This window comes from Mammaliicoccus lentus, assembly GCF_947036595.1.
Taxonomy (GTDB): domain Bacteria; phylum Bacillota; class Bacilli; order Staphylococcales; family Staphylococcaceae; genus Mammaliicoccus; species Mammaliicoccus lentus.
In genome coordinates, this window is sequence record NZ_OX344834.1 from 2,060,791 (window position 1) to 2,077,659 (window position 16,869).

General features: G+C 33.3%; 13 protein-coding genes and 2 pseudogenes. 6 read left to right on the plus strand and 9 right to left on the minus strand.

The features are described 5' to 3' along the window. Positions 1 to 32: 32 nt before the first annotated feature. From ACNMOQ_RS10190 to opp3b, 5 genes and pseudogenes are all read right to left on the minus strand, one after another. Positions 33 to 1,706 (minus strand): peptide ABC transporter substrate-binding protein, encoded by a 1,674-nt coding sequence (locus ACNMOQ_RS10190; protein WP_416349801.1) that lies wholly within the window; start codon positions 1,704 to 1,706, stop codon positions 33 to 35. A 182-nt stretch (positions 1,707 to 1,888) separates the two neighbouring features. After that, positions 1,889 to 2,854, minus strand: a complete 966-nt coding sequence (locus tag ACNMOQ_RS10195; RefSeq protein WP_064204850.1) for an ABC transporter ATP-binding protein — start codon at positions 2,852 to 2,854, stop codon at positions 1,889 to 1,891. Then, positions 2,854 to 3,927 carry an ABC transporter ATP-binding protein gene (locus ACNMOQ_RS10200; protein WP_416349802.1) on the minus strand — a complete coding sequence of 358 codons (1,074 nt, stop codon included), beginning with the start codon at positions 3,925 to 3,927 and terminating at the stop codon, positions 2,854 to 2,856. Before ACNMOQ_RS10200 ends, ACNMOQ_RS10195 begins: the two co-directional genes overlap by 1 nt. Before the next feature lie 17 nt (positions 3,928 to 3,944). Then, a pseudogene (gene opp3C / locus ACNMOQ_RS10205) lies at positions 3,945 to 5,020 on the minus strand (oligopeptide ABC transporter permease). Beyond that, a pseudogene (gene opp3b / locus ACNMOQ_RS10210) lies at positions 5,020 to 5,945 on the minus strand (oligopeptide ABC transporter permease). Before opp3b ends, opp3C begins: the two co-directional pseudogenes overlap by 1 nt. A gap of 447 nt (positions 5,946 to 6,392) precedes the next feature. Between opp3b and ACNMOQ_RS10215 the strand changes: the two are divergent. Continuing rightward, positions 6,393 to 6,698: a DUF3899 domain-containing protein gene (locus ACNMOQ_RS10215; RefSeq protein ID WP_275044887.1), complete on the plus strand. Its 306-nt coding sequence runs from the start codon at positions 6,393 to 6,395 to the stop codon at positions 6,696 to 6,698. Between the two features lie 266 nt (positions 6,699 to 6,964). Here ACNMOQ_RS10215 and fabF read toward each other — a convergent pair whose 3' ends face one another. After that, positions 6,965 to 8,206: a beta-ketoacyl-ACP synthase II gene (gene fabF, locus ACNMOQ_RS10220; RefSeq protein ID WP_218707351.1), complete on the minus strand. Its 1,242-nt coding sequence runs from the start codon at positions 8,204 to 8,206 to the stop codon at positions 6,965 to 6,967. Positions 8,207 to 8,220: 14 nt separating this feature from the next. Further along, positions 8,221 to 9,162, minus strand: a complete 942-nt coding sequence (locus ACNMOQ_RS10225) for a beta-ketoacyl-ACP synthase III (protein WP_064205090.1) — start codon at positions 9,160 to 9,162, stop codon at positions 8,221 to 8,223. 183 nt (positions 9,163 to 9,345) lie between these two features. Here ACNMOQ_RS10225 and ACNMOQ_RS10230 point away from each other — a divergent pair, with 183 nt between their 5' ends. Next, positions 9,346 to 9,546, plus strand: coding sequence for a YjzD family protein (locus tag ACNMOQ_RS10230; protein ID WP_016999321.1), 201 nt, complete (start codon positions 9,346 to 9,348; stop codon positions 9,544 to 9,546). Positions 9,547 to 9,599: 53 nt separating this feature from the next. Here ACNMOQ_RS10230 and clpB read toward each other — a convergent pair whose 3' ends face one another. Next, positions 9,600 to 12,197 carry an ATP-dependent chaperone ClpB gene (gene clpB / locus ACNMOQ_RS10235; protein ID WP_416349803.1) on the minus strand — a complete coding sequence of 866 codons (2,598 nt, stop codon included), beginning with the start codon at positions 12,195 to 12,197 and terminating at the stop codon, positions 9,600 to 9,602. Positions 12,198 to 12,370: 173 nt separating this feature from the next. On the opposite strand from clpB, the gene ACNMOQ_RS10240 reads away from it, so the two are divergent. Further along, positions 12,371 to 13,063 carry a Crp/Fnr family transcriptional regulator gene (locus tag ACNMOQ_RS10240; protein ID WP_064205092.1) on the plus strand — a complete coding sequence of 231 codons (693 nt, stop codon included), beginning with the start codon at positions 12,371 to 12,373 and terminating at the stop codon, positions 13,061 to 13,063. 51 nt (positions 13,064 to 13,114) lie between these two features. On the opposite strand, the gene ACNMOQ_RS10245 is transcribed toward ACNMOQ_RS10240, so the two are convergent. Beyond that, a complete protein-coding gene (locus tag ACNMOQ_RS10245; protein WP_016999318.1) occupies positions 13,115 to 13,423 on the minus strand; it encodes a metal-sulfur cluster assembly factor in 309 nt (102 codons plus the stop codon). 119 nt (positions 13,424 to 13,542) lie between these two features. Here ACNMOQ_RS10245 and ACNMOQ_RS10250 point away from each other — a divergent pair, with 119 nt between their 5' ends. Genes ACNMOQ_RS10250 through ACNMOQ_RS10260 form a run of 3 tightly spaced genes read left to right on the plus strand, consistent with a single transcriptional unit; the run spans position 13,543 to position 16,550 of the window. Beyond that, positions 13,543 to 14,355: a Cof-type HAD-IIB family hydrolase gene (locus ACNMOQ_RS10250; protein ID WP_315293488.1), complete on the plus strand. Its 813-nt coding sequence runs from the start codon at positions 13,543 to 13,545 to the stop codon at positions 14,353 to 14,355. Positions 14,356 to 14,367: 12 nt separating this feature from the next. Next, positions 14,368 to 15,213: a DegV family protein gene (locus ACNMOQ_RS10255; RefSeq protein ID WP_147640931.1), complete on the plus strand. Its 846-nt coding sequence runs from the start codon at positions 14,368 to 14,370 to the stop codon at positions 15,211 to 15,213. 5 nt (positions 15,214 to 15,218) lie between these two features. Next, positions 15,219 to 16,550 carry a CoA-disulfide reductase gene (locus tag ACNMOQ_RS10260; RefSeq protein ID WP_070045161.1) on the plus strand — a complete coding sequence of 444 codons (1,332 nt, stop codon included), beginning with the start codon at positions 15,219 to 15,221 and terminating at the stop codon, positions 16,548 to 16,550. The last annotated feature ends 319 nt before the right edge of the window (positions 16,551 to 16,869 follow it).

The window sequence follows — 16,869 nt, forward strand, 5'->3', positions numbered from 1 at the left end:
CGATGTTCCCATCGATTGCCTTAATTGTTTGATTATTTAGATCCTGCGATTTCTACTTCTTTAAGTGAGTAGTCACCACCGAATTTATGTGGTTGCCAATTCTTAACATAAGGTTGACGTAAACGTGCTACACCTTGTTGGTAAAGTGGCCCAATAGAAGCAGATTCTAAGAATTTACTTTCTGCATCTTGTAACATTTTCGTACGTTTTTCGCTGTTTTCTTCTTTCAGCATTTCATCAGTATTTGCTTCTTTTAACGCTTTATCATATTCAGCATTTGAATATCCAGTTTGGTTATGTGGACTATCTTTCTTAAATAAGTCTAAGAATGTTGTTGGATCTGGATAGTCTGGACCCCAACCAGCAAATGAAATATCATAATCGCCTTTAGATTCTAATTCTAATTTTTGTTTAAACGGCTGTTGTTTAATTTTTAATGTAACGCCTGGTAAGTTTTGTTCAACTTGTTCTTTAACAAATTCAGCAGCTTTTTTAGAAACATCTTGGTCATATGTTAACAACTCAATGTTAAATTTATCTTTACCCGTTTCTTTTTTAGCTTTTTCTAATAGTTTTTTAGCTTCTTCTTTATCATAATTTAATGGAGATTTAACGCCATCGATGTAGTCTTTCCCATCTTCATCTTTAACGAAGTCTTTAACCATTAATTTATCTGAAGGTACAGAACCATCATTTAATAAAGAATTCACATATTTTTTCTTGTCTATTGATTTAGCAAACGCTTTTCTTAAATCTTCATTTTCTAAATCTTTATTTTTCGTTTTATTGATTCTATAGAAGAAGTTAGATGAGTTTAATTCAGTAGAGAAGTCTTCTCTATCTTTATATTTACTTACATTAGTAGCATCTAATGTTACTGAATCTAATTTACCTGTTTGGTATAAATTAATAGCTGTTTGTGTTTCTTTTACTACTTTATAGTTAACCTCTTTAAGTTTAACTTTGTCTTTATCCCAATACTTATCATTTGGCTCTAGTTTCCAATTATCTTCTGTTTTCCATTGTGTCATTTTGAATGGACCATTTGATAATGTAGTATCAGCTGTAGTACCGAATTTCTTGCCTTGTTTTTCGACAAATTTTTCATTTTGTGGCATGAATGAACCGAATGCGAATAGACTTTGCATCCATGGAACGTCTTTCACTAATTTAACTTCTAAAGTTTGATCATCGATTGCTTTAACCCCTAATTCTTCAGGTTTTTTCTTACCAGATGTAATTTCTGAAGCGTTTTCGATATTTTCAAACATATACGCATATTCAGCAGCTGTATCTGGATCTACTGTACGTTGCCAAGCATACACAAAGTCATGAGCAGTTACAGCATCTCCATTTGACCACTTAGCATCATCACGTAACTTAATCGTCCAAGTCTTGCCATCGTCCGATTTCTCTGGATCGCCTTTCGCAACACCAGGCTCTGGTTCATCGTCTTTATTTAACACGTATAACCCTTCTAAAGTTTGGTTAAATGTAAAGAATGAAACTTGGTCGGTTGCTAATGACGAATCCATCGTCGGAATATCTGAACCGGAAGATAAGTTTAAAACGTTTTCAGATTTTTCACTTTTAACGCCGCCTTTACCTCCACTATCATCTTTTTTGGAACCTCCACCACTACAAGCTGCAAGTGTTAATACAGCTGCAACTAAGATTGACATGAGTACAGAAAGTCTTTTCCTCATATAGTTACTCCCCCTTGTTTTCTATCTTCTGAAAATTCAGAAGCTTTAATTTTATTATATTTTAAAAATGTATGAAAAACAATAGAAATTCACACAATTTTCAAATAATTGTTATTTTACAATTCTCTAAATTATTAAATATTACTAATAATTAGTTGTAATAATAATTCTATTTGTTCATATTATGCTTCTGATAAATTAAATGTCTTGTTGTAATTTTCTTTTTTCTTAGCAAATTCTTTCTCAGAACAATATACGTAATGCTCTGGCCCTACTTCTCTCAATTCTAGCTCTTCATCATCAGTATATTGGTGTACGTCAGGATCGTATGATGATCTTGTTCTTGTTCTTTCAGATTCTGGATCTGGTAATGGAATAGCTGACAATAATGATTTAGTATATTCATGTTGTGGATGTTTATATATTTGATCTGATGGCCCAAGTTCAACCAATTTACCAAAGTACATTACACCGATTCTATCTGATATATATTTAACCATTGATAAATCATGCGCGATGAATAGGAATGTAATTCCTTTTTCTTCTTGCAATCTTTGCATTAAGTTAACAACCTGTGCTTGAATTGAAACGTCTAAAGCTGAAATAGGTTCATCTGCTATAATAAATTCTGGTTCTACTGCTAAAGCACGTGCTATTCCTAAACGCTGTCTTTGTCCGCCAGAGAATTCATGTGGATATCTATTTGCATGTTCTTTATTTAAACCTACTGTTTCCAACAATTCGTAAACACGCTTTTTTCGTTCTTCGCTGCTAGAAACTAATTTATGTACATCTAATCCTTCAGCAATAATATCCATTACTTTTAATCTTGGATTTAAAGACGCATATGGATCTTGGAAAATCATTTGCATACGTCGATTAAACTTTAATAAATCTTTACGTTTTTTGATGTTTTGAATATCAACATTATCAAATATAACTTTTCCATCCGTTGCATCATGTAATTTAATAAGTGTACGTCCAGTTGTGGATTTTCCACAACCAGACTCACCTACTAAACCTAATGTTTCACCACGATATATTTGGAATGAAATATCATCTACTGCTTTCACTTCATTTTTCTTGCCTTCGTTGAAATATTGTTTCAAATTCTGTACGTCGATTAATATTTCTTTTTTCTCAGCCATTAGAACGTCACCCTTTCTACACGCTTCGGCTTATCAAACTGGTCAGGTGTTTCTTTTAATTTATTTTTAACCGCTTCTGGTAAGTCTACTTCTGGTGCTCTTTCATCTAACAACCAAGATTTCACGAAATGTGTAGGTGAAACTTGGAACCATGGCGGTTCTTCCTTGTAGTCGATATCCAGTGCATAATCACTTCTCCTAGCGAACGCGTCTCCTACAGGCGGCTTTATTAAATCTGGTGGTGTACCAGGAATTGCAAGCAACTCTGTTTCATGAGATGTTTCAAGGCTTGGCATAGAAGATAGAAGCCCCCAAGTATACGGATGTTTCGGATTATAGAAAATTTCATCTACTGAACCTGTTTCTACAATTTGTCCACCATACATTACAGCCACTCTATCAGCTACGTTTGCCACAACACCTAAGTCATGGGTGATAAAAATAATTGATGTATCAATCTTATGTTGTAACTCTTTCATCAACTCTAATATTTGAGCTTGTATAGTAACGTCCAAAGCAGTTGTAGGTTCATCCGCTATGAGTATTTTTGGATCACAAGCCAATGCCGTTGCAATAACAATACGTTGTCTTTGTCTACCTGAAAATTGGTGTGGGAAATTATTAAAACGATTCTTTGCGTTAGGCAATCCAACTAATTCTAAAATATCTAATGCCCTTTTCTTAGCATCACTTTTAGATAATTTTTGGTGCTTAATAAGAGGTTCCATAACTTGCTTTCCTATTTTCATAGTTGGATTTAATGAAGTCATTGGATCTTGGAAAATCATCCCTATTTCCTTACCTCTGATTTTTTGCATTTCTTTTTCTTCTAACTTCGCTAAATCTTTACCATCAAATAAAATAGAACCTTCTTTTATTCTGCCTACTTTACTTGGTAGTAATTGCATTAAAGCTTTTGTAGTAACTGATTTTCCCGAACCAGATTCACCAACAATTGCGAGTGTTTCACCTTTATCAAGATAAAAATCTACACCTCTAACTGCTTGTACTTCCCCCGCGTCAATGTCGAAGGAAACTTTTAAGTTATTTACTTCTAAAATTCTCTTAGCCATAATTCATTTCCTCCTTATTATTTACGCATTTTAGGGTCAAAGGCATCTCTTAGACCATCACTGAATAGATAGAAGAATAAGATTAATAAGCTTAATACCACAGCTGGAACAAATAGTTCATGTGGGAAGATCAATAACATCTTTCTTCCTGTATCAACTAGAGAACCTAATGATGCTTGTGGTGCTGGTATACCTAGACCAATAAAGCTTAAGAATGCTTCGAAGAATATTGCACTTGGTACTGTAAACATTGACGTTACAATAATTGGTCCAAGCGTGTTTGGCAAAATATGTTTAAAGATTAATTTATAATTTGATACCCCTAATGTTCTTGAAGCCATTACGAATTCTTGTTCTTTAAGTTTTAAGAATTGTCCACGAACAATACGACTCATACCTAGCCAACCTGTAACGGACATGGCTAAAATAATTGTCCAAATTGACGGGTCGAATAATAACACGAACAAGATAACAACAATTAAGTTTGGAATTGAAGATAATATCTCAAAATACGTTGCATGATATCATCCGTCCTACCACCGAAGTAGCCAGATAAAGCACCGTATATTACCCCAATAAATATATCTAATGCTGCTGCTATTACACCGATGAATAATGATACTTGCGTACCTCTCCATGTACGTGTCCATAAGTCACGTCCTAATTCATCTGTACCAAACCAATAGTTCTCATTTACATTAGATCTTTCGTAAACATCGAAGCCGTCTCTATCTGTACCATCAAATGGCAAGAAAGGAACTTGATCTAATACTGGTATTTTTGGTGGCAAGTTAGCGTGTGACACGTTTTGGTCACTAAACTTATGATCATTCATAAGTGGACCAACTAGTGATAATAAAGTAAGCAGTACTAACCCTATTAAACCAATTACTGCTAATTTATTACTTTTTAGTTGAGCCCAAGCATCTTGCCAGAATGTACGACTCTTTCTTTCAAATTTCTCTTCAACCACTTTGTCTCTACCGTGAAGAACAAACTTTTCAGCCGGCACCCCTTGTGTAGAATGTGTGATTGAGGCATTGTCATAACCGCTATTGTTTAATTTATCTTTCTCATGATCGTTATTAGCCATTATTTTTTACCTCCTTCAACACGAATTCTAGGGTCAATAAGACCATACAATACGTCTACAATAAAGATTGAAATTATAAATAAGAAACTGAATAGTAATGTTAATGCCATAATAACTGGATAGTCATTCGTTTGAATTGAACGTACGAACTGGTCACCTAGTCCTGGCACTCCAAAGATGTTTTCAATTGTCAATGTACCAGTTAAAATCCCAGCTAACATTGGAACAATAATTGTAATAATTGGAATTAAACCATTACGTACAGCATGTCCGAATATTACTCTTGAACTGGACATCCCCTTAGCTCTCGCTAATTCTATGTAATCAGAGCCTAATACCTCAATCATTTCAGAACGTATATAACGTGCAATTGTTGCTGTTACACCTGCTGCTAAAGCTAAGGATGGTAACACTGCAGTCATAAATCCACTCCAACCTGCTACAGGGAAGATTTGCCATTCAACAGCAAATACATATTGTAGCAACACTGCCAGAACGAATGACGGCACCGAAATGAAAATAACTGATAAGAAGGTTGCTCCATAGTCAATAATCGTATTTTGCTTGATTGCGGCCACTATACCGAGCAATAGTCCGGTAATTGTACCTAAAATCATCGCGTATGTACCCATTTCAACAGAGGGTCCTAGTCTTGGTTTTATTAAACTCCAAACTTCTCTGTTATCGTATTGGAATGAAATACCGAAATCACCTTTAGCTACATTTTTTAGGTAATTTGCATACTGTACTATACAGGATCATTCAAACCATACTTTTCGTTTATAATAACTTTTTGTTCTTCTGATAATTTCTCATCGTTGTACGGTGAACCCGGTAACAATTTCATTAAGAAAAATGTTATCGTCATAATTAAAAACAATGATATGAACATATAAAGAATACGTTTCAAAGTGTACTTAACCATTGTTTTGCCTCCAATCCCCTTATCGAATTCATATTTCTTTTAATATTCAGAAATATTTATATACATTATACAGAATTTATTCAACTTAAATCAACACGAATATTCTGAATTTTGAATAAGCATTACCCAATATCTACTTGTTGTTTTATCACAATAAAGCGACAACGCGACCCGATTATTCAATTAATAGGTATAAATATACAATACTAGTATAATAATTACCTATTTTTACAAGTAAAGGATTATTTTATATGTATTTGCATACATAAAATATACATATGTAAAATTACACAAATATTTTTATTAAGTTCCTTAAAATATAAAAAATATTTTTCAATCTGTTATAATACAATTAATTCTTAACGTTAGAGGTAGGTAATTATGAAATTTTGGAGTATTTTTACCTTCAGTTACATAGGCATATTTTTAATTTTATGTTTAGTATTTATGAAGGATTTGGATCAAGCGAGTAATATTTTCTTTTATATGATGACTATTTTATTTGCAGTTAGTTGGCTTATTGCAATGAAACAGGATGGTGTTGGAGAAGTATCTAGACAAGCAATACGTAAATTTAACTTTCACATGAAATCTAAAGCTTCACAATCATATTTAGAAGACGATGAAGTAATGAATCCAAATATGAAGGATATAAATCTTAAAGAAAGAAATGTATATGATTGGGTGATACCGTTTGTTGTTATTAGTACTGTATTTTTTATCATATCTATTATAATAGGATTTTTAGTTTAGCTGATTGTTCGTGTTAATTAATATCGTCAATGAATTACCGTAAGTTGTCTAGTGCGCTTCCTTATGTAGAGTGCGCCAAAAGTTCAACACACAAGTAAAAAACAGGCTGGGACAAAATCATGTCTCAGCCTGTTTCATTATAATGTTAGCAAACAACCGTGAGGCGATAATGTTGCACGTGGACCTTGTCTTGCAACATTCATAAGCAATAAACATTATCCACAAAAAAGCTGAGACATTCGTTAAAAATGTCTCAGCGTTCTATATTATTGAAATTTTTTAAAGATTAATACTGCGTTGTGTCCACCAAATCCAAGGCTATTACTCATTGCATATTCAATGTCTAAATTAGCCGCTTCATTAGGTGTAATATCTAAGTTAATTTCTGGGTCTGGTGAAGTTGCATTTATTGTTGGTGCAACGATACCATTTTGTATAGATAAGCCTGTTAAAATAGCTTCTACTGCTCCTGTTGCACCTAATAAGTGTCCCATCATTGATTTTGTAGAACTTATTTTAAGATTTTTAGCTGCTTCGCCAAACGTAGAGTTGATTGCTAATACTTCGTATAAGTCACCAATTGGTGTACTTGTACCATGAGCATTTAAATATTGAATGTCTGCAGCTTTAATACCTGCATCCTCAATAGCCGCTTGCATTGCTCTAGCACCGCCTTCACCATTTGGAGATGGTGCTGTAATATGGTATGCATCACCTGTTGAACCGTAGCCAACAACTTCAGCATAAATATGAGCCCCACGAGCTTTAGCTGATTCTAATGACTCTAATACAACAACTCCAGCGCCTTCTCCCATAATGAATCCATCTCTTCCTTCTTGGAATGGACGGCATGCTGAGTCTCTATCTGGATTAGTAGATAATGCTTTGTTAGCACTGAAACCAGCCATAGCCATTTCAGTAATTGGTGCCTCTGTTCCACCAGCTATCATAACATCAGCATCTCCACGTTGAATGATTTTGAAAGCATCACCAATTGAATTTGTACCTGTAGCACATGCTGTAACAGTACAACCATTTGGCCCTTTAGCTCCTAAATCAATAGAAACTTGTCCTGTAGCCATATCTGGAATCATCATAGGTACGAAAAATGGGCTTACACGTTTTGGTCCACGTTTTAACAACATATTATGAGAGTATTCGAAAGTTTCCATACCACCTATACCAGAACCAATCCATACTCCTACACGGTTGCTATTCTCATCAGTAATTTCATATTTAGAATCTTTTAAAGCTTCACGTGCAGCTACAATCGCATATTGAGTAAATCTATCCATCTTACGGTATTCTTTTTTAGGAATGTGATTTTCAATATCGAAGTCTTTTAATTCACCTGCTAATTTAGCTGGAAATTCAGATACATCAATTCTTGTGACTTCATCTATTCCGTTTTCGCCGTTGATTGCATTTTTCCATGTTGTAGGGACGTCATTACCCAAAGGATTTAACGTTCCTAAACCAGTCATTACAACACGTTTTTTTTCTGTCATTATTAAATTTCCTCCTATTTACCCCAGCGTAACGTTATGGCACCCCAAGTTAGGCCGCCACCAAATCCTACTAGGACTAAAGTATCATTATCTTTTATTTTACCTTGTTCTATTTCATATGCAATACTTAAGGGTATTGAAGCTGCTGAAGTATTGCCATATCTATCAACAGTTACACTCATTTTTTCTTTCTCAATACCTAATCGATCTCTTGCTGACTCCATAATTCTAATATTCGCTTGGTGAGGCACGAACATATCAACATCTTCTGGTTCAAGACCTGCTTTTTCTACAACTTTAGTAGATGCTTCCCCCATAATTCTCACTGCAAATTTAAACACTTCACGGCCGTTCATTTGTATCGTATTAGCGTCCATATCTTGGTATAAATATGGTCCTCCATTCCCATCAGAACCTAATTCAACACCGAGTATACCTCTTCCTTCAGATACTTCTCCAATGACAGCTGCTCCAGCTCCATCTCCAAAAAGAATCGCTGTGCTACGATCATTCATGTCTGTTATTTTTGTTAATTTATCAGCACCTACTACTAAGACATTTTTATAAAGTCCCGAACTAACAAATTGTTGAGCTGTAACAATTCCATAAATGAAGCCTGTACATGCTGCTAATTGATCCATTGAAGGGATTTTATTTAAACCTAATCTTTTTTGTAATGTTGTAGCTACAGTTGGAAATGGTTTATCTCCAGTAGAAGTAGCAACTATAATCATTTCAATTTCATCTTTATCAAGACCAGAATCTTCAATAGCTCTCACTGCAGCTTCATATGCTAAATCACTTGTATCTTCGTCCTCCGCAGCAAAACGTCTTTCTTTAATACCTGTCATTTTTCTAATCCACTCATCTGAAGTATCTAAATAACTTTCAAAATGTGCGTTTGTTACTACACGTTCTGGTGAATATGCACCAAAACCTTTTATACCAATATCCATTAGAGACACCTACTTATAATCTGTTATTATTATCAGGTACTAATTTATCATACTTTTACTATTACATACAAGTCAATTAACTTTACCCAAATATTTAAATCGTTTTCATGATTAAAGGTATACATTTTATAAAAAGTTAATTATAATGAAATGTATGATACTAAATGTAACGGAGGAAAAGATATGCATTATATTATGACGTTTATATGGGCATTCTTGTTATCACAAATGATTAACTTTGTATTACATAGTTTAGGCGGTTCTGAAGCATCTATTAATGTTCTTAACCCTACTATTTATGCTATCGTTTTTACAGTTGTAGTTATATTATTCAGCCTAACAATAGGCAAATCTGAACCTAAAGAACAGGTTGATCACCAATAATTTTACATCAAAAAATCCCACCAATGCAATTTATTGGTGGGACTTTTTATTAATTATTCATTTACTTCAAATTTTACTTCTTCATTTTCAAGATGTACGTTAACTTGAGTTCCTTCTTTTAATTCTTTACCAATCATTAGTCGAGCTAAAGGTGTTTCAATTTGTCTTTGAACAAATCGTTTCAATGGTCTTGCACCAAATTGTGGTTCGTATGCTTCTTTTGCAATCCATTCTTTAACATCTTGATCTACATTTATCTTAATATGTTGGTCTGTTAATCTAATATTTAAATTAGTGATAATGTGATCAACGATAAAGCTCATATCTTTAACAGACAATGGTTTGAATAATACGATGTCATCCATTCTATTTAGGATTTCCGGTTTGAAATGAGCATGTAAACTATCTGTTACTTGTTTTTTAGCTGATTCTTCAATTTCTCCAGATTCAGTTACGCCATCTAATAAGAATTGAGAACCAATATTACTTGTCATAATAATAATTGTGTTTTTAAAGTCAACACTTCTTCCTTTTGCGTCAGTTAATCTACCTTCATCTAATAATTGTAGTAACACGTTAAATACGTCATTATGCGCTTTTTCAATTTCGTCTAGTAGTATTACTGAATATGGCTGTCTTCTAACAGCTTCAGTTAATTGACCGCCTTCTTCATATCCTACATAACCTGGAGGCGCACCAATTAATCTAGCGACAGAATGTTTCTCCATGTACTCACTCATATCAATTCGAATCATATGTTTTTCAGAATCAAACAATGTTGCTGCTAATGTTTTAGCAAGTTCTGTCTTACCAACCCCTGTTGGTCCTAAGAATAAGAAACTACCGATAGGTCTGTTTGGATCTTTAATACCTGCTCTAGCTCTTACTACTGCATCCGCTACTAAATCAACTGCTTCATCTTGACCTACTACACGTTCATGTAGAATATCAGACAATTTTAGAAGTTTTTCTCTTTCAGTTTCTACTAATCTCGATACAGGTATACCTGTCCATTGGCTTACGATATAACCGATTTCTTCGTCAGTTACGATTTCTCTTATTAAACGATCATGGTCATCGCCATTTTCTTCAGCGAAACTATCTTCTAATTCTCTTAATTCCGCTTCAATTTGTGGTATTTTACCGTGTTTAAGTTCAGCAGCTTTACCTAAATCATATTGATTTTCTGCATTTTCTAATGCTTTTTTACTTTCATCTAATTCTGCTCTTTTATCTTGTAATGATTTAATTTGTTCTTTTTCTTCTTCAACTTTACTTTGTAATTGCTGTTGTTTTTCTTTTTCATCAGCAAGTTCTTTTTGAAGTTCTTCTAATCTTATTTGACTTGCTTGATCTGATTCAGATTTTAATGCATTTTCTTCAATTTCAAGTTGCATTACACGACGATTTACAGCATCTAATTCAGTTGGATTAGATCCCATTTCAGTTCTAATTGTTGCACATGCTTGGTCTACTAAATCAATCGCTTTGTCAGGTAAAAATCTGTCCGTAATATAACGATCAGATAATTCTGCTGCTGCCACTATTGCTCTATCTTGGATTCTAACACCATGGTGAACTTCATATCTTTCTTTTAAACCTCTTAAAATAGAAATTGTATCTTCTAAATCTGGTTCACTAACATTTACTTTTTGGAATCTACGTTCTAATGCAGAATCTTTTTCAATGTATTGACGATATTCGTTTAAAGTTGTTGCACCAATACAATGTAATTCACCTCTAGCAAGCATAGGTTTTAACATGTTACCTGCGTCCATAGCACCTTCTGTCTTACCAGCGCCGACTAACATGTGGATTTCGTCGATGAATAATAGAATCCGCCCTTCAGAATCTTTAACTTCTTTCAAGACAGCTTTCAATCTTTCTTCAAATTCACCTCTATATTTTGCACCAGCAACTAATGCTGATAAGTCCAATTCAAAAATTGTTTTATCTAAAAGTGATTCAGGAACGTCTCTTTTTACAATACGTTGAGCTAACCCTTCAACGATTGCTGTTTTACCTACACCTGGTTCACCGATTAATACTGGGTTGTTTTTAGTTTTACGGCTTAAAATTCGTATAGTATTTCTAATTTCTTCGTCTCTTCCGATAACTGGATCCATTTTGCCTTTTCTGACTTCTTCTACTAAATCTCTTCCATATTTTGATAATGCTTCATATTGTACTTCTGGATTTTGTGATGTCACTCGATTTCCTCCCCTGATTTTATTTATAATTTCGTTTACAACTTCCTTTTTGTTTCCGACAAATTCTTGAGTCGTTTGATCAACTTCAATTGCTGCTTTTAATAGATGTTCCATAGACATGAAATCATCTTGCATTTCTTCTTTAATTTTATCTGCTTTATTAAATAACTCATTTAGTTTAGGTGAAATATATTGTCCGTATTTAATATTGTCACCTTTCACTACAGAATATTGATTTAATTTCTTATTATATGCTTCTTCCAAATCTTCTGTATCAATATTTGCTCTATCTAAAGTTCTTTTAAAAATACTTTCGTCTTCATTTAATGCTGATAATAATACAGCTTCGATTTCAATATTTTGTAGTTGTTGAGATTGAGATAATTGTTGTGCTTTTTCAATAACACTTTGCACTGAATATGTCATTTGATTAATATCCAAATGTATCACCTCTTTAATTTTTAACGGTCAATATAGTTTGACTATCTTTGACCTATTTTTATTATATACTGTTTGACCTTCTTTGACAAATATAAAGCTTTTAAATTTTCCAACCTTTACAATTACATTATATGGTAAAATATAATTGAATAATACTTACGGGAAGTGATCATTTGCAAACGACATACACAGAAGCAACTTCAGTAATTGAGTATATTATATCTCATGGTCAGCGTATGCATTTTAATGCTCACAATTATATATACCATTCTGGAGACCTAAGTAATCACATTTATGTTGTAATTGAAGGAAAAGTTATTCTTCACCGTATTATGGAAGATGGAAAAGAGTTCAACACGAAATTAATTGGTCCGAGGAGCATATTCGGTTCTACTACACTATTTTGTGGCAGAAAGACTCACACTCTATCCGCAAAAACAAAAGAAAATGCAACCATTATTAAATTACCGAAAAAAGATTTTGAAGAAGCTATTTTAAATGACGAAGTGCTTAAATATGAATGGTTGCTATGGGTGCAAAACGAAAATGAAAAACATGAATATCAAATTAGAGATATTTATACACTTGGCAAAACAGGAGGATTCTATTCTGTTCTTATTAAACTAGCAAATACTTATGGTGTCGCAGATGAAGAAGGCATATTAATAAATGTCGAATTAACTAATCATGAATTAGCGAATTTTTGTAATGTCACAAGAGAAAGCGTTAATCGTATGTTAAGTCATTTAAAAAAAGAAAATATTGTATCTGTTAAACATAAAACGATTATCATTAAAGATTTAAATTATTTAAAAAACGCTATTAACTGCGATAATTGTCCCCTATCTATTTGTAGAATAGAATAAAAAAACAGGTTGAGACATTTATATATCTCAGCCTGTTTTTCTTTTATAATATTAACTAACGCCCAGTGCTATTTTAGCATAGCGTGACATTTTGTCTTTATCCCAAGGTGGTGTCCAAACAATATTTACTTCAGTTTCTTTGATTTCAGGTAATTCAGCTAATGCTGTTTTAACCATATCAACGATTTGCGGCCCCATTGGACAACCCATTGAAGTTAATGTCATCTCTACTGTACATAATCCTTCGTCGTCTAAATCAATATTATAAACAAGACCTAAGTTAACGATATCAATTCCAAGCTCTGGGTCAATAACATTCTCCAATGCTCCTAAGATGCTTTCTTTCATTGCTTCTTCCATGTTTTTCACCTCATTCTAAAAGTTACTATATATAATATATCAAATTTAAAGCGTACGATAAAGAAAATGATATGATATTATAGTGTAAGAAGATAGAAAAAAAGATAGGAGTTATCGGTATGGACAAACATTTAATCTGCTTAGATTTAGACGGTACTTTATTAACAGATGAAAAGAAAATCCCAACTTATACGAAGAGGGTATTACAATATTTAAAAAAATCTGGTCATGAAATTATCATTTCCACTGGTCGACCATATCGAGCGAGTATAGATTATTATAATGCTATGCAGATGAATACACCTATCATCAATTTTAATGGCGCACTTATTCATCATCCTCATGACAATCGTTTCGAACCCGTACATGAACAATTAGACGCTCGAATTGCGACAAAAATTTTCAACGATGTGAGTAAATTAAATATAAAAAATATAATCGCTGAAGTGCGTGATCAAGTTTATATTAATAACTATGATCAAACTTTATTCGAAGGTTTTAGCATGGGCGACCCAGAAATCAAATATGGAGAACTAGATAAATTATTACCTGAATCTCCGACAAGTTTATTAATACAAGCGGAAGATGACGAGATTCCTCGAATTAAAAGACATTTAAGCAAATATTATGCTGAACATATAGAACATCGTCGTTGGGGTGCACCCTTCCCTGTAATTGAAATCGTTAAAAAAGGAATTAATAAAGGGAAAGGTGTAAAATATGTCGCTGAATATTTAGACATTGATTTTGATAATATTATCGCTTTTGGAGACGAAGATAATGATTATGAAATGATACAATTTGCTAACTATGGTGTGGCTATGGGAAATGCGATACCTGAATTAAAAGAAATAGCAAATGACGTTACAGACACGAATAATGCTGATGGTATTGGAAAATACTTAAATAATTATTTTGATTTAAATATGTAGGGGGTTATATAAATGAAAATGATAGTTGATAGTGGTTCTGATTTAACATTAGAACAAATTAAAGAGCATGATTTTTACTTTTTACCATACGGTATCGTGATTGATGATGAAAGTAAGGTCGATCAATATGAAATATCTAATGATGAAGTATTAGCAGCTATAAAAGAAAATAAACACCCTAAGACAAACCAAGCAACTATGGAACAGATGACTAAAGTTTTCACTGAAGTAGCAGAAAAGAAAGAAAAAGCTATTTACTTAGCATTCAGCAGTGCTTTAAGTGGTACATATCAAACAGCATGTTTAGTCAAAGAACAAATCAAAGATGAATATCCTGATTTAGACCTTACAATTTATGATACATTAAGTGCTTCTATGGGTCTTGGTAAAATGATTTTAGATGTGCAAGATAAAATTAATCAAGATTATTCATTTGAAGAAATTGATGAATATATTAAAAACAAACTAGAAAAAATTAGACATTTATTTACTGTTAAGGATTTAAAATATTTAGCAAGTGGTGGTAGATTATCTAAAGGACAAGCATTTTTAGGTACATTACTAAACATTAAACCATTACTCCATGTTGAAGAAGGTAAACTTGTACCAATTGAAAAGTATCGCGGTTCAAAAAAGTTATGGCATGCGATAATTGAAAAAATGAAAAACGAAAATAGCGATTATAGTGATCAAACTATTTATATAACACATTCTGATGATTTAGAAGAAGCGGAGAAAATCAAAGAATTAATGGTCGAATCATTAAAACCAAAAGATGTTAATATATCTGACATTGGTCCTGTTATTAGTTCACATACTGGAAGTGGTACTGTTGCCATTTTCTATTATAAGGAGTGACCGACATGAATAAAATTATAGTTATAGGTGCTGTTGCTGGTGGCGCAACTGTCGCATCACAAATTAGAAGACTTGATAATGAAAGTGAAATCGTCGTATACGAAAAAGATAGAGACATGAGCTTCGCTAATTGCGGTTTACCTTATTATTTAGGTCAAGTCGTTGAAGATAGAGATTACATGTTATCTGCAACACCAGAACAATTCAAAGAAAAGAAAAATATAACCGTAAAAACTTTTCATGAAGCCATTGCTTTAAATGATAAAGAAAAAACAATTACGATTAAAAATCATGAAACAGGCGAAACATTCGAAGATAAATATGACCAGCTTATATTAAGTCCAGGATGTAGAGCTAATCAACTACCTGTTCAATCTGATAGATTATTTACGTTAAGAAATTTAGTAGATACTGATAAAATCGAACAATTTATAGAAGAAAAAAATGTTCAATCTGCTCTTATAATTGGTGCAGGTTATGTCAGTTTAGAAATATTAGAAAATCTTTATTACAGAGGTATTGATGTTACTTGGATTCACAGAAGCGATCATATTAATAAAAGTATGGATAAAGACTTGAACCAATCTATATTTGATGAAATTGAAGATCGCGCTATCAATTACCGTTTAAATGAAGAAGTAACAAATGTAGAAGATCGCACGGTATCATTTAAATCTGGAAAAGTAGAAGAATACGATTTAATCATTGCTGGAGTTGGTATTAAACCTAATAGCGACTGGTTACAGTCCTCCTCAGTTCAATTAAACGATAAAGGATATATTCCAGTAAATGAATTTTTCGAAACAAATGTTCAAGATGTATATGCGCTTGGTGATGTCATCGAAACATTTTATCGCCATACTAAAAAACGTACAAGTATCACACTAGCATGGGGTGCGCATAGAGCGGCAGGATTGATTGCTGAAAACTTACAAATTAATAAACAGAATGATAGAGCTTCATTTAAAGGCCTTTTAGGTACGAATATCGTTCGCTTCTTTAATTATGCATTAGCAAGTGTCGGTGTTACTGAAGCGGAATTAAAACAATACGATTATTCAGTAGTAGAACAAACTCAAAAACAGCATGCAGGATATTACCCAAATGCTGAACCACTAACATTGCGCGTTTATTTCGATAAAGAAACTCGTAAAATATTAAGAGCTTGTGCGGTTGGTAAAGACGGAGCCGATAAACGAATCGATATTCTCTCAACAGCTATTATCGGTGGTTTAACAGTAGATGAATTAAAAGAAATTGAAATTGCATATGCCCCACCTTTCTCTAGTCCAAAAGATATCGTGAATATGATAGGATACAAAGCACAAAATAAATAAGTAACTAGAGCGAATTAATCGAGCGTATGATGATTAATAAAATTTAAATAAACACGTTATCCCCCACTAAAGTTAGTATAACTGCACTTTAGTGGGGGGTTTTATATTATAGCGATGTGGTTATATATTTGAGTCGGGATATAAATCGCTTATAATATGGGCGATATGTTGCACGTGGGCCGCGTCTTGCAATATTCGGAGGCGCTATGTTGCACGTGGAGCGCATCTTGCAATATTCGGGGGTGCTATGTTGCACGTGGACATCGTCTTGCAATATTCGGAGGCGCTATGTTGCACGTGGAGCGCGTCTTGCAACATT

Coding starts and splice junctions, on each gene's coding strand:
- ACNMOQ_RS10260 (WP_070045161.1), top strand. CDS start 15,219: ATGAATAAAATTATAGTTATAGGTGCTGTTGCTGGTGGCGCAACTGTC.
- ACNMOQ_RS10225 (WP_064205090.1), bottom strand. CDS start 9,162: ATGGATATTGGTATAAAAGGTTTTGGTGCATATTCACCAGAACGTGTA.
- ACNMOQ_RS10255 (WP_147640931.1), top strand. CDS start 14,368: ATGAAAATGATAGTTGATAGTGGTTCTGATTTAACATTAGAACAAATT.
- fabF (WP_218707351.1), bottom strand. CDS start 8,206: ATGACAGAAAAAAAACGTGTTGTAATGACTGGTTTAGGAACGTTAAAT.
- ACNMOQ_RS10190 (WP_416349801.1), bottom strand. CDS start 1,706: ATGAGGAAAAGACTTTCTGTACTCATGTCAATCTTAGTTGCAGCTGTA.
- ACNMOQ_RS10250 (WP_315293488.1), top strand. CDS start 13,543: ATGGACAAACATTTAATCTGCTTAGATTTAGACGGTACTTTATTAACA.
- ACNMOQ_RS10200 (WP_416349802.1), bottom strand. CDS start 3,927: ATGGCTAAGAGAATTTTAGAAGTAAATAACTTAAAAGTTTCCTTCGAC.
- ACNMOQ_RS10245 (WP_016999318.1), bottom strand. CDS start 13,423: ATGGAAGAAGCAATGAAAGAAAGCATCTTAGGAGCATTGGAGAATGTT.
- ACNMOQ_RS10195 (WP_064204850.1), bottom strand. CDS start 2,854: ATGGCTGAGAAAAAAGAAATATTAATCGACGTACAGAATTTGAAACAA.
- ACNMOQ_RS10215 (WP_275044887.1), top strand. CDS start 6,393: ATGAAGGATTTGGATCAAGCGAGTAATATTTTCTTTTATATGATGACT.
- ACNMOQ_RS10230 (WP_016999321.1), top strand. CDS start 9,346: ATGCATTATATTATGACGTTTATATGGGCATTCTTGTTATCACAAATG.